Origin of the sequence: Dickeya undicola (assembly GCF_000784735.1) — a bacterium.
Lineage (GTDB): Bacteria > Pseudomonadota > Gammaproteobacteria > Enterobacterales > Enterobacteriaceae > Dickeya > Dickeya undicola.
Genome location: NZ_JSYG01000022.1, coordinates 161634 through 174024 on the forward strand (window position 1 = coordinate 161634; position 12391 = coordinate 174024).

Here is a 12391-nt window from a genome sequence, read left to right on the forward strand (position 1 = left end):
CATGCTGAACCTTGCCGAATACCGTCAGCGCCCAGCCTTACTGGCCGACTGGCTGCCGTGGGCTGGGCTGGTGGCACCCGGTGTAGTGCTGAACAAGGATGGGTCGTTTCAGCGCACCGCCCGGTTTCGTGGGCCGGATCTGGACAGTGCCACCCCCGGCGAACTGATCGCCACAGCTGCCCGCCTGAATAACGCCTTGCGCCGTCTCGGCAGCAACTGGGCGTTGTTTACCGACGCCGAACGGCGACCTGCCGCCGCGTATCCGCATTCCCGCTTCCCCGAGGCGCTCTCTTGGCTGGTGGACGAAGAGCGGCGTGCTGCGTTTCAGGTGGAGGGGGGCCATTTTGACAGCCTGTACCACCTCACCCTGTGGTATCTGCCGCCGGAGGACGCGCAGTCACGTACGGTGGCCTGGTTATACGAGAACACCCCGTCGGGGCGTGTGGACTGGCGGGAACGGCTCACGGCCTTTGTGGCGGAGACCGATCGCCTGTCTGACCTGATGACCGGCGTCATGCCAGAGCTCATCTGGCTGGATGACAGTCAGACGCTGACCTACCTGCATGGCACGGTATCGACTCGGCATTACCGGCTTAGCGTGCCGGCGGTGCCGTTCCATCTGGATGCCTTGCTGGCCGACAGCCCGATGACGGGCGGAGTAGCCCCGATGCTGGGCGACCAACACCTGCGGACGATCACGGTGCGGGGATTTCCGTCTTCCACTTGGCCGGGCATGTTGGACGACCTGAACCGGCTGGGGTTTTCCTACCGCTGGTCGGTGCGTTTTCTGTTCATGGACAAGGCGGAGGCGGAGAAAGCGCTGGCCCGCCTGCGCCGACAGTGGTTTGTGAAACGGAAAAACGTGGCGACGCTGCTGCGCGAAACCGTGTTCCAGCAGGAAAGTCCACTAGTGGATAACGATGCCGGCAACAAGGCGGCCGATGCCGATGCAGCGTTACAGGCGCTGGGCAGCGATCAGGCGGCGTTTGGTTACGTCACCACCACCGTGACCGTATTGGCCGATGAGGCGGAGGACGCGGAGGAAAAACGGCGCCAGACCGAGCAGGTGATTCAGGGGCGGGGCTTCGTGACCTGTCCGGAGCGGCTGAACGCAGTGGACGCCTGGTTGTCGTCGGTGCCCGGCCAGGTGTATGCCAATGTGCGTCAGCCGATCATTTCCACCCTCAATCTGGCGCACCTGATCCCGCTGTCGGCGGTCTGGGCTGGGCCGGAGAACAATGCTCACCTTGACGGGCCGCCACTTATCGTGACCCGGACCGATGGCGCCACGCCGTTTCGGCTGGTGACGCACATTGGCGACGTGGGGCATACGCTGGTGGTGGGGCCCACCGGGATGGGCAAATCGGTGCTGCTGGCCATGCTGGCGATGCAGTTTCGCCGCTATCCCGGCTCGCGTGTATTTCTTTTTGATGTTGGCCGCTCGTTGCGGGCCACTACGCTGGGGCTGGGGGGCGAGCATTATGATTTGGGGGCTGACGGGGCGATTGCGTTTCAGCCGCTGGCCCGGATCGATCAGGCGGGCTGGCGGCGCTGGGCGGCAGAATGGGTAGTGGGGCGCATCCGGCAGGAGGGCGTGAACGTGGGGCCGGAGGAGAAGGCCGCCATTTGGTCGGCGCTGGACAGCCTGGCAGGTGCACCGGTTGAACAGCGTACCCTGACCGGCCTGTCGGTCCTGTTGCAGTCGCTGGCGTTGCGTCAGGCACTGGCACCGTATGTGCTGGGTGGGGCATACGGCAACCTGCTGGATGCCGATCAGGAGCGGCTGGGAGACGCTGATGTGCAGTGCTTTGAAATGGAGGCGCTGATGCCCAGCAAGGCAGCGGTACTGGCGGTGCTTGAATACCTGTTCGTCCGGCTGGAAACCCGTTTTGACGGCGCGCCGACGCTGTTGATCCTGGATGAATCCTGGCTGTTTCTTGATGAACCGGTTTTTGCGGCGCGTATCCGGCAGTGGCTCAAGACACTGCGCAAGAAAAACGTCAGTGTGATATTCGCCACCCAATCGCTGGCGGATATCCAACGCTCTGCCCTGGCACCGGCCATCATCGAAAGTTGCCTCAGCCGGATTTTCCTGCCCAATCCACAGGCCAGCGAACCCCAGATCCGGGTCATCTATGAAGGGTTTGGTCTTAACGCCCGGCAGATAGCTATGCTGGCTGCCGCAGAGCCCAAACGGGATTACTACTACCAGTCCCGACAGGGCAACCGCCGGTTCGATCTCGATCTGGGGCCGGTGGCTCTGGCGTTTGCCGCGGCGGCCTCACCACAGAGTCAGCGCGATATAGAGCGCCTGCTGGCACAGGACCCTCGTCCAGATTTCACCAGCGCCTGGTTGCGTCACCAGGGGCTGGCGTGGGCGGCCGACCTGCTGCCGGGGTTTACTCCAGCGGCGCAGCCGATTTCCTCTCCACCGTGCAGGGGGACACCGTGATGAAAACTGTGTGGCTTGTCATCCTGCTGGCGTTGCTGCCGCTGCGTCCAGCGCAGGCACTGACGGTATTTGATCCTGCCAACTATGCGCAGAACACGCTGAGCGCTGCCCGGGCATTGGATCAGATCAACAATCAGGTCATCCAGTTGCAGAACGAGGCGCAGATGCTGATTTATCAGGCCCGCAACCTGACTCGTCTGCCATTCACGGTAACCGATCAACTGCGCACCACGCTGGCGGGCACAGACCGGTTGATTGCCCAGGCGCGTGGCCTGGCCTATGAGGTGCAGCGCATGGACTCGGATTTTGCGCGGCTGTACCCCGAACAGTATGCCACCACGGTGGGCCACGATCGCCTGTATCAGGATGCCCGTACGCGCTGGGTCAACACGCTGGCAGGCTTGCATACCGCTTTGCAGATGCAGGCACAGATGGTGCAGAGCCTGTCGGCGGACGAAAGCACGCTGTCCGCGCTGGTCGGGCAGAGTCAGGCGGCCACCGGTGCCCTGCAGGCCATGCAGGCGACAAACCAGTTGCTGGCGTTGCAGGCGAAACAAACGATGCAAGGCCAGCAGCTCCAGTTGACGCAGAACCGTGCGGTCGCGCTGGAGTTGGCGCGACAGGCTGCGGCGGTTGAACGCGGCCGGGAAATCACGCGACGTTTTCTGGGTACGGGAACCCCTTACACGCCGCAGCCAGTGAACTTTTACGGTAAGGACGGCGGTGAGTGATGGACGATGTGTCGGTGATTGACCGCTTCCTCGATACCTTTTCGACCTACATCGACTCTGGGTTTGGGCTGGTGCGCGGTGAAGTCTCCTTTCTGACCGCCACGCTGGTGGCGATCGACATGACGCTGGCGGGGTTGTACTGGGCGCTGTCACAGGCGGGCGGGCAGGGGGAAGACGTGATGGCACGGCTGATCCGCAAGGTGCTCTATGTCGGCGCGTTTGCTTACATACTCAACAACTTCAACGGGCTGTCGGGCATAGTGTTTCGCTCATTTGCCGGGTTGGGCCTGCAGGCCGGTGGCGCGGCGCTGAGTCTGGCTACGTTTCTGCAGCCCGGGCGGTTAGCTAAAACCGGTATAGATACGGCTGCCCCTCTGCTGCATCAAATCGACCGCCTGAGTGGTTTCCCAGATGTGTTCATCAATATTGTGCCCGTCACCGTCATGCTGCTGGCCTGGTTGGTGGTGGTACTGAGTTTCTTCGCGCTGGCGATACAACTGTTCGTCACGTTGGTGGAGTTCCGGCTGACCACACTGGCGGGGTTTGTGCTGGTGCCGTTCGCACTGTGGAACAAGACGGCGTTTCTGGCAGAGAAAGTGCTGGGCAATGTGGTGGCTTCCGGTGTGAAGGTGCTGGTACTGGCAGTGATCGTGGGGATCGGCACTGGTCTGTTCGGTTCGCTGACCCTGAACCCGGATGACCCTTCGTTGGATCAGGCGCTGGTCGCCATGCTGGCGTCGCTCGCACTGTTGGCACTGGGGATTTTCGGACCTGGCATTGCTACCGGGTTGGTGAGCGGTGCGCCGCAATTGGGAGCCGGAACGCTGGCTGGAACGGCGTTGGGAGTGGCCGGCGTCGCGGCGGGAACCAGCGCGCTGGCGGGGCGGATAGGCAGTGTGGTGGGTGCCGGGGCACGTCTGCTGCCGATGGCGTTACGCGGGCCACAAGCCAATACGACCCCGTCTGCTACCGGACAACCGGGGCGGGAGGCCGGTTCATCCGGTTCGTCAGCCACGGCACAGCCGGACTGGGCGAAGCGGCTGTATCGCCGTCAGCAACTGGCGCAAGCGGCGGGCACGGTGGCGCATACGTTGCGCAGTTCAGAGCACGGTGGCAGCAGCGGCGGCCCGACTCTGCGTGAGTCCGACCGGGAAGGGGGCTGACCATGCGTTTTCGGCGACCGCAGGTGCACTATGGCGAAACACCATCCCCCGCCACACCGTATCAGGCAGCCGCCGAGGTGTGGGATACCCGCATCGGCACTGCTCGGGTGCAAGCCAGGAACTGGCGACTGATGGCCTTTGGCTGTCTGCTGCTGGCGTTGCTGATGGCGGTCGGTCTGATCTGGCGGGCGATGCAATCGGCCCTCGTCCCCTATGTGGTGGAGGTGGAGAAATCCGGCGAGGTGCGGGCGGTGGCCCCGGCGGTGACGACGTACCAGCCCAGCGAGGCACAAATCGCCTACCATCTGGCGCGTTTTATCACGCTGGTGCGTTCACTCTCGCTTGACCCGGTTGTGGTGCGGCAGAACTGGCTGGAGGCGTATGCCTATACCACCGATCAGGGTGCTGCGGTGCTCAACGCCTATGCCCGCGCCCAGGATCCCTTTAGCCGCATTGGTAACGAGTCTGTCACGGTGCAGATTGCCAGTGTGGTGCGCTCCAGCGATCGATCGTTTGAAGTGCGCTGGAGCGAACAACACTTTATCCACGGCACTCCGTCGGAGAGCGAACGCTGGACTGCCATGCTGACCGTTGTGCAGCACACGCCGCGTACCGAGCAGCAGTTACGGTTAAACCCGTTGGGCATTTATATCAACGGGTTGTCGTGGAGCCGGGAACTGGCGATGCCGGAAGGCGGTCAGCCATGAGAACGTGGTGGTATTACGGTTCTGCCTGTTACTTGATACTGGTGCTGACAGGGTGTCACGGTATGGGAAACCGGCCACCGGTTATCGATCTGGATGAGCCTGTTCCGATGCCACCGGCCTCTATAGTGGTGGGGAAGGGGGAGAACGGAGCGCCCGGACGAATGGGGAGCGAACTGTCGGGTAGTAATAACTGGCGCGTTGCAGATAACAGCGACCTGTCGTCCTGGCGTTATACCGAGGGGACGATGTATCGGCTTTATACGGCACCGGAGCGCGTCACTGTGATTGCCCTGCAACCGGGTGAAACACTGACAAATGTGGCGGCCGGTGATACGGCTCGCTGGATTGTCGGTGATACCACCAGCGGCTCGGGCAGCGAACAGCGCGTCAATATCATGGTCAAGCCGGTGCGGGCCGGGCTGAAAACCAACCTGGTGATCACCACCAGCCGGCGGGTTTACCTGCTGCTGATGACCTCCGGCGGGACGCGCTGGATGGCGACGGTGTCATGGCAGTACCCAGCCGATCCGGCGTCGATACCTTCACCAGCCACATCGCTCCGGTCACCGGAAAGCGCGCTGGCACCTGGCAGGCTCCACTTTCGTTACGTTATCAGCGGTGATCGCCCGCCGTGGTGCCCCCGACAGGTGTTTGATGACGGGGAAAAGGTCTATATCCGGTTTCCGGCCGGTATCGCGCAGGGTGAACTGCCACCGCTGTTCGTCATCGGTCCACAGGGGGACGGACAACTGGTGAATTACCGGTTCCAGCCGCCGTACTACGTGGTGGACCGGTTGTTCGGGGCGGCCGAGCTGCGACTGGGCAATGGCAGTGCCCAGGTGGTGCGCATTACGCGTACCGATGGACGGAGCCCGTGAATATGCAACCGGAATCACAGGCGGATAGCACGCCAGCACCGTCAGAGAAAGTGGCCCCCGAGACACTGGCGCTGCGCAGCAGGCCACGCCCGGTGACCCGGCTGAATCGGCGATCGCTGTTCATCCTGACCGGCGGTTTGGCGCTGGCGGTGCTGGCAGCGACGCTGTGGGCATTACAGCGCCCGAGGCCGCATGATAACGGTGAACTGGCTGAACGTTATAACGTCGAGCGGGTGGCGAAAACCGAAGCACTAAGCCGGCTACCGGCGGATTACACCCGGTTGCCGACGAAACCTGCGGAGGTGGCACCTGTATTGGGGCCGCCGCTGCCGGGGGATATGGGACCGCCCATGATCCGCGCCGCTAAGGCGGCCACACCATCCGGGCCAGATGCCTATGAATCGGCGAGTCAGGCACACCTGAAAGAAGCTGAAGACGCTGCTGCCTCGCCGGTGTTCTTTCGTCGTGGCAGCCAGCCGGTACCACCGCCGGCGTCCACCAGCCCACCTCCAGCCCCGATTGCGGCTGACCCAATGGCCGAGCAGGGAGCGGTTTCCGGTATCCGGCAGGATCAGAAAGAGGCGTTCCTGCTCGGTGACATGACTGATACCCGAAATCACGGCGATCTGCGGCTACCGGCTTCGCCTTATCAGGTGATGGCCGGAACAGTGATTGCAGGGGCGCTGGTGACCGGTATTCGTTCCGACCTGCCGGGGCCGGTGATCGCCACCGTCACCGAACCGGTCTACGACAGCGCGACCGGACATTATCTGCTAATCCCGCAAGGCTCGCGCTTGCTGGGTAAATACAACAGCCAGGTCAGCTATGGGCAAAGCCGGGTTCAGGTGGTCTGGAACCGCGTTATCCTGCCGGATACATCGTCGCTGACGCTGGATAATCTGGCTGGTGCCGACCCGGCCGGTTACGTCGGGCTGGAAGATCAGGTGGACTGGCATTGGGATCGTGTGATTGCCGGCGCGGCGATGACCACACTACTGGGGGTGGGAGCCGAACTGGCTGCCCCGGAGAACCGACAGCATGGCGATCGCATTATTCTTGCCGGACGTGACAGTTTGCAGGATTCGGTCAGTCAGGCGGGACAAGAGCTCACCCGGCGTAACCTCGATATTCAGCCGACACTAACCGAACGGCCAGGTCTGCCGGTTCGTATCATCGTCAACAGGGATTTGGTGTTAAGGCCGTATCAACCGCTGTTTTTTAATCAGGGAAGTGCACGCTGAATGGGGTATGGACGAGAAGGAACGAAGCAGGGGCCCTGAATGGGCGTTTATCTGGAACGGTAGCGTGCCGACACATCCCGGGCGGTATGCAATAGCCGTAAGATATGTACGTCGCCGCTGTGGCGTTTCAGCGCATAGACCAAAATAAACGGCAGCCGGGCCAGCACCAGTTTACGCCGTTCTCCCGACTTCCCTATGCTGACACCGGCTTCCGGGGTGGTTTCCAGCAACGCCACTGCGGCGGCGAATTTGTCATCGGTGGCATTGGCGACCTCCAGTCCCGCGTTCTGGTACAGGTAACGGTAAATGTCTTCGCGGTCAGCGATAGCTTGCCTTTCCCAGCGAACCGTTGCCGTCACAGTTCCCCCTGGGCGGCTTGCGCTTTCAGCACCGCCATACGTTGACTGGCCTCATCATTGCTGATGAACTGGACCTCACCGGCATCGTAACGGGCGAAGGCTTCCTGAATTTTCGCTTCCAACCATTCATCACCGGTATGGCGCTGGTACTGTCGCTCTTCCTCGGCCAGTTCTTCCGCACGCTGGCGCATCAGTTCGGTAAGACTGACCTGCTGACGCTCAGCAGCCTTCATAGCCAGACGTTTGGTTTCCTCGTCAATTCTGAAGTGTATTGTCCCCATGACCGCCTCCGATAGATTGCATGTGTTGTCACTTGTGGTGTCATTTTATCCAATCTCGTCAGTTTTTGCTGCTTTTTTGAAGGGGAGAATCTGCTTACCGTGTAACGCTGTTCTCAGGATACAGTGGCGGTTCTGTTGTAGAAGCTAGCATCTAACATAATGTATATTAGCTCAGACCTGAACTGGCACTGTTTAATGCGCAGAACTAAACTTAAGCTGACAGGCAGCTTTGTGCCAGAAGCGGAATTGGCTAGCATTAGCTTGTTCACTGACGGGCCGCACAAGTCACCTGTATAAATTTAGTAGGCCTCAAACTAATGATTTAGTGAAAATTTTTTGAAATATAAATGCATGAGAGTTAGGTTGGTATGAGTTAACATCATGAAAGCAGGTAAAAAATGTCCTATTTGTCGACATATGCCTTGCGAGATGCATTATTGGAAATGAAAGGTTGGCAATGAGAATAAAACCATCATCTTTTTTTAAATTTGTGGCATTTGAACGAAAAGATATTTTGAAAAATGGGCGAATTAGATTTTCACCAATTGGTCAATTTAATGATCCGTTTGAGCTAGAGCCAGTAATTACCCCTCTATCTCGTACCTTTTTGGAATTCATCTCACGTCTTTCGGAAGAAGAGATTGATAATATTAAGTATTCTGAGGAGGATATGGTTTTTGCATCAGAAAGAGAACGTCGGTTAGATGAGTATCAAAAGATATATAAAGAAAAAATAAGTCGTTATGGTGTCCTTAGTTTGACTTCAAATGATAATATAAATCCATTCCTGTCAGTTTCGGTTCCGGAAAAAAAAGATCCAAGAACAAATATATTAATGTGGTCTCATTATGCAAAATCTCATAGTGGGTTTGTTATCGAGTTTGATGCGGAATTTATACCCAGCTTAGAAATTGTAAAGGTAGAGTATAGTAACAATAGAGATTATTTAACTTTTGAAGATATTGATGATAGTAACTTTCAAAGGATCTTCTACAGAAAATCTAAGGAATGGGGGTATGAGCAAGAGTACAGAGCAGTATTACCATTGAGCGAGGCATCAAAGGTAATAGATGAGAAAATTCATTTGTTCGACTTTAATAAAAAAAACATTCGATCAATAACGTTTGGCTGCATGATGGATGAGGAAAAAAAGCAAGAGATCATAGACTTAATAGAATGTGATGATGAGTTTGGGGTGGTCGATTTCAATCATGCTTTATTAAATGATGAAGATTTTTGCCTGCAGTTTTATGATACTTCCGGCAGTTGGACCAATCATCCTTCACCATTCGGTTTTAAAATAGTTAGAACTATACCTCAGCAGAAGAAACTATAACAAGGATGTTTATTATCCAAGGATTTTTTATCGTAATAATATTTAGTCGTAATAGGTTAAATGAAGATATCTTATCGATATGTCACTGTCAGCATACCTCTTCTCTAAATAGTTTCGCCAAATAGTAGATCACTTGAAGGGAACTCAGTCCGAGTTGAGCGATCTGATCAATCGCCAAACATCACAAATCACCAACCGGACTGAGCGATGCCGATCATAGCAGCAATCCCTGATGAAGAACGACAACTGATGTGCAAAGAAGCCCAACAAACACGCGATAAAAATTATGCCAGACGACTCATTGCCATGTTGATGTTGCATCGGGGAATTACCGTCACCGAGGTTGCCAGATTGCTCTGTGCTGCGCGTTCATCCGTCGGAAGATGGATAAACTGGTTTACTTTACAGGGTGTTGAAGGACTCAAGAGCCTCAGGCCCGGTCGTGCTCCTTGCTGGCCGGTCACGCCCTGAGACATTCGACAAGGTTTTTATTCTTTCAGCAAAGACTCGCCTCAACGAGTTTTTTTGTATTTCTTTATCGTTGGGTAGATCAAGGCTGCTTAGTGAGCCGATGGTATTGGTGCTGCAGATATAGAGGGAGTACATCTATTTAATCAGATGTTATTGTTGGCCAACCTTGTACTATTTTTCCACCGTGAGCACATCCATCGCCCATTCTTACAACTGGCTTGCCTTCAATAGTAAAGAGAGATGACCCCGAAACCAGTCCATCCTGCATGCCTACCCCAGTACACAACGCTTTTCCCCCGACAACGGCAACGGGGGTTCCATTGATAGTGACAACTGACTGTCCTGCATCAATAATTGGCCCACCTACATGCGGTACTGGGCCGGGCTCGACTTTTGGACAGACATGCATGTGACCGAGTATTGCGACGGGTTTTCCCATGGGTATTTCTCCTATAGTAGATAAGGCCTTCTGCGCTTTTCTGCCGACGCATCCGCCTGACTAAGATTCACTCTTATGCGGCCATTAAAATCCCCGCCATTCAGCCAGGAAAACAGGCAGGCATCAGTACGCTGAATAAACGGATTAAGTTCGATCAACATTGTGTCGTATTGTCCGTTCTGATGGGTAATTGCGATATCTGCAACAACACTATCCATATGTAGTAACGGTATCAATTTTCGCAGAAACTGAATGATTTGTTGGCGTATTTCATCGGCATGTTCGGTTAAGAAAGGAAAATATTCCAAGCAATGATATTGGGATACACCGACGACGTTACCATCCTTAATAAAGCATCTGAATTCGCCCCATCGTGGAATATCATGCCATCCCCGCAAAAATAGCCAGGCTGGCGTTGATGATTGCAGACAATCCCAAAGATAGGATGCCACTCGATGACTGGAAACAGACAATTGCCTGATCACGTCATCCACGTTGTTGGTCCGCGGAATGGTTGCCTCATGATAACTGACTCCACCAAATCTCACGAAAACCGGCGTAGTAAATTTCGACAATATATACTCAATATCATCGCGTAATTGTTCAGAAAATGGTGGTTTTTCCAGTAATCGTTTCGCATCCATGAACTCGCTAGTACAAGCACCGATCGCTATAACGTCCCGTTCATGAAGCTCAATGCCTTCGCTCTGGAAAGAAAGCGTCAAAAGCGTTTCCGGCCAGTTTTCGATAAAAGTCTGTTTGTGCTCAGTGTACATACCAGATAAGCCTTGACGTTATAATGTTATTGCGCCTGTGTACCAAAATTACAACTTATCTTCTGACGTTGGTGTGTGTAAAAAATCTTTTAATGAATGAGCGACTAAACCTAGCCCATCTCCAACAACTAAGTTGTCCTGATAATATCTCCAATGAAAGACATGTTGATATGTCAGGGAGTTTTCTCTTATATCATAGACAAGGTAAGCATCAGCGATATCATCGTAATCGCAACCAATAACAATCAAGCCATTGGATAAAAGAGTCCGGTTTTCATATATTGACTCTTGTAATAATTTTGTAGAATCGATCACATCCTCAGTCGGGAAAAGTACTGACATTAATACCTGAATGGTTTTTCCATTGTATTTTGCCAGGAAGTAACCACAATCCTCCTGCGGCCAAGATGTTTGATCGCCGACAAGAATGAGATAATCTTTATATTCATCAGGTAGTTTGACGGATAAATTCTGTTCAACCTTATTTATAACATCGTGAATTTTTTGAACATCGACTGTAATGCCAGGCTCATTGTTTTCCCATTTAATTAAATCTTGTTTTTCAATGCTCATTTAAAAATCCTCGCTACGCCACATAGAATCCCCCCCTGCATGAGGAGTGCCTCCATTTGCCCTACCTAATTCTTTATCATCAAATGCAGTATGAACTTTTTTGTCAACCAACGTCATGGTAACGCCATCTGGTTCGTGATGCCATGTACCAACACGTTCGTATTCCATATTAAATTTTTCGCCGTATTTTTCGCCGTATGCAGATCTGGACGCAGCAAAATCACGCGTTCTTACACCACTCATGTCTATTTCTACCTGATAGGGTTTTCCTCCATCACCGATGGGTTTGCCATCTTTTAATGGTGGGAAACCTGAAAAATCGGGGTGCCCATCTTTGAAAGGCACACCTTCTTTACCGTGACGCTGAACTGCTTCATAGAGGCTTTTGTTTTTCTCTGGATCGGGCTTGTACATACCCGTACCGGGTGGGCAGGGTTTACCGTCAGGTCCCACCCAACTCCCTTTTTCGGAGGAGGGGAGGCGTCCTGGATCCATTGATTTATCTTTCTCAAATTTTTCTTTGGCCAGTTTTTTACATTCTTCTGTTGTGCATTTCCCCAGCTCTTTATCCAGTTTTTCCTGCTTTCTTTTTGCTATTAGCTCTTTCCAGTATTTCTTGGCGTTTTCCCGTGTTGTCGCAAATACCTTCGTATTTAGTGCCGCTTTGGCTTTCGACAGCGCAGCGGTGACTTTTTCCACTTTTGCCGCGATTTTTCCAGCTTTAGCTCCATCACCCAGTATCGGGATAAACCCTAAAGCATCAAGAGCGGCTCCGCCCCAGTCACCTTTAAATAATGAACGTCCTAACGATACGACATCCGCTGCCGTACCAAACGGCGGTGGCGCAGCACCTGCCGCTGCCAGACCGCTATCCACGATCAGGTCGTTATATTGTGACTCCATATCCATCACTTTTTTGCGATCGGCTTCGATCTCCGGGCTTTCGCTTCGCGATCTGATATTCGCCATGGCTTTCTCCTTTGA

13 protein-coding genes and 1 pseudogene are annotated in these 12391 nt (G+C 54.7%); 8 read left to right on the top strand and 6 right to left on the bottom strand.

The window, feature by feature from the left end:
* Nucleotide 1: 1 nt before the first annotated feature.
* The 6 genes from trbE to OB87_RS11850 are packed head-to-tail and all read left to right on the top strand — an operon-like array spanning nucleotide 2 to nucleotide 7172.
* Nucleotides 2-2452, top strand: coding sequence for a conjugal transfer protein TrbE (trbE, locus tag OB87_RS11825; RefSeq protein WP_033569675.1), 2451 nt, complete (start codon nucleotides 2-4; stop codon nucleotides 2450-2452).
* A complete protein-coding gene (gene trbJ, locus OB87_RS11830) occupies nucleotides 2452-3183 on the top strand; it encodes a P-type conjugative transfer protein TrbJ (protein WP_033569620.1) in 732 nt (243 codons plus the stop codon). Before trbE ends, trbJ begins: the two co-directional genes overlap by 1 nt.
* Nucleotides 3183-4346 carry a P-type conjugative transfer protein TrbL gene (gene trbL / locus OB87_RS11835; protein WP_033569621.1) on the top strand — a complete coding sequence of 388 codons (1164 nt, stop codon included), beginning with the start codon at nucleotides 3183-3185 and terminating at the stop codon, nucleotides 4344-4346. Before trbJ ends, trbL begins: the two co-directional genes overlap by 1 nt.
* Nucleotides 4347-4348: 2 nt before the next feature.
* A complete protein-coding gene (gene trbF, locus OB87_RS11840) occupies nucleotides 4349-5053 on the top strand; it encodes a conjugal transfer protein TrbF (protein WP_033569622.1) in 705 nt (234 codons plus the stop codon).
* Nucleotides 5050-5931 (top strand): P-type conjugative transfer protein TrbG, encoded by an 882-nt coding sequence (gene trbG, locus OB87_RS11845; RefSeq protein ID WP_033569623.1) that lies wholly within the window; start codon nucleotides 5050-5052, stop codon nucleotides 5929-5931. Before trbF ends, trbG begins: the two co-directional genes overlap by 4 nt.
* Nucleotides 5932-5933: 2 nt before the next feature.
* Nucleotides 5934-7172 carry a TrbI/VirB10 family protein gene (locus OB87_RS11850; protein WP_033569624.1) on the top strand — a complete coding sequence of 413 codons (1239 nt, stop codon included), beginning with the start codon at nucleotides 5934-5936 and terminating at the stop codon, nucleotides 7170-7172.
* 47 nt (nucleotides 7173-7219) lie between these two features.
* Here the strand turns inward: OB87_RS11850 and OB87_RS11855 are convergent, their stop codons facing one another.
* Nucleotides 7220-7531: a type II toxin-antitoxin system RelE/ParE family toxin gene (locus tag OB87_RS11855; protein ID WP_033569625.1), complete on the bottom strand. Its 312-nt coding sequence runs from the start codon at nucleotides 7529-7531 to the stop codon at nucleotides 7220-7222.
* Nucleotides 7528-7812, bottom strand: a complete 285-nt coding sequence (locus OB87_RS11860) for a damage-inducible protein J (protein WP_033569626.1) — start codon at nucleotides 7810-7812, stop codon at nucleotides 7528-7530. The genes OB87_RS11855 and OB87_RS11860 overlap by 4 nt, the downstream gene beginning before the upstream one ends.
* Before the next feature lie 457 nt (nucleotides 7813-8269).
* Here OB87_RS11860 and OB87_RS11865 point away from each other — a divergent pair, with 457 nt between their 5' ends.
* Both OB87_RS11865 and OB87_RS19880 read left to right on the top strand, forming a co-directional pair.
* Nucleotides 8270-9148, top strand: coding sequence for a DUF2971 domain-containing protein (locus tag OB87_RS11865; RefSeq protein ID WP_033569627.1), 879 nt, complete (start codon nucleotides 8270-8272; stop codon nucleotides 9146-9148).
* Nucleotides 9149-9355: 207 nt separating this feature from the next.
* Nucleotides 9356-9607 (top strand): annotated as a pseudogene (locus OB87_RS19880) (helix-turn-helix domain-containing protein); the annotation flags it as partial.
* A gap of 151 nt (nucleotides 9608-9758) precedes the next feature.
* On the opposite strand, the gene OB87_RS19885 reads toward OB87_RS19880, so the two are convergent.
* The 4 genes from OB87_RS19885 to OB87_RS11880 are packed head-to-tail and all read right to left on the bottom strand — an operon-like array spanning nucleotide 9759 to nucleotide 12376.
* Nucleotides 9759-10058, bottom strand: a complete 300-nt coding sequence (locus OB87_RS19885; protein ID WP_071604502.1) for a PAAR domain-containing protein — start codon at nucleotides 10056-10058, stop codon at nucleotides 9759-9761.
* 11 nt (nucleotides 10059-10069) lie between these two features.
* On the bottom strand, nucleotides 10070-10834 hold the full coding sequence (locus OB87_RS11870) for a cell division cycle protein 123 family protein (RefSeq protein ID WP_033569628.1): 765 nt from the start codon (nucleotides 10832-10834) through the stop codon (nucleotides 10070-10072).
* A 48-nt stretch (nucleotides 10835-10882) separates the two neighbouring features.
* Nucleotides 10883-11407 carry an SMI1/KNR4 family protein gene (locus OB87_RS11875; protein ID WP_033569629.1) on the bottom strand — a complete coding sequence of 175 codons (525 nt, stop codon included), beginning with the start codon at nucleotides 11405-11407 and terminating at the stop codon, nucleotides 10883-10885.
* Nucleotides 11408-12376, bottom strand: coding sequence for an HNH endonuclease (locus OB87_RS11880; protein ID WP_033569630.1), 969 nt, complete (start codon nucleotides 12374-12376; stop codon nucleotides 11408-11410).
* Between the last annotated feature and the right edge of the window lie 15 nt (nucleotides 12377-12391).

Bases quoted from the DNA above. Each gene is read 5' to 3' on its own strand.
- OB87_RS11870 (WP_033569628.1), bottom strand. From the start codon at position 10,834: ATGTACACTGAGCACAAACAGACTTTTATCGAAAACTGGCCGGAAACG.
- OB87_RS11860 (WP_033569626.1), bottom strand. From the start codon at position 7,812: ATGGGGACAATACACTTCAGAATTGACGAGGAAACCAAACGTCTGGCT.
- OB87_RS11880 (WP_033569630.1), bottom strand. From the start codon at position 12,376: ATGGCGAATATCAGATCGCGAAGCGAAAGCCCGGAGATCGAAGCCGAT.
- trbG (WP_033569623.1), top strand. From the start codon at position 5,050: ATGAGAACGTGGTGGTATTACGGTTCTGCCTGTTACTTGATACTGGTG.
- OB87_RS11850 (WP_033569624.1), top strand. From the start codon at position 5,934: ATGCAACCGGAATCACAGGCGGATAGCACGCCAGCACCGTCAGAGAAA.
- OB87_RS11875 (WP_033569629.1), bottom strand. From the start codon at position 11,407: ATGAGCATTGAAAAACAAGATTTAATTAAATGGGAAAACAATGAGCCT.
- OB87_RS11865 (WP_033569627.1), top strand. From the start codon at position 8,270: ATGAGAATAAAACCATCATCTTTTTTTAAATTTGTGGCATTTGAACGA.
- trbE (WP_033569675.1), top strand. From the start codon at position 2: ATGCTGAACCTTGCCGAATACCGTCAGCGCCCAGCCTTACTGGCCGAC.
- trbL (WP_033569621.1), top strand. From the start codon at position 3,183: ATGGACGATGTGTCGGTGATTGACCGCTTCCTCGATACCTTTTCGACC.
- trbF (WP_033569622.1), top strand. From the start codon at position 4,349: ATGCGTTTTCGGCGACCGCAGGTGCACTATGGCGAAACACCATCCCCC.
- OB87_RS19885 (WP_071604502.1), bottom strand. From the start codon at position 10,058: ATGGGAAAACCCGTCGCAATACTCGGTCACATGCATGTCTGTCCAAAA.
- trbJ (WP_033569620.1), top strand. From the start codon at position 2,452: ATGAAAACTGTGTGGCTTGTCATCCTGCTGGCGTTGCTGCCGCTGCGT.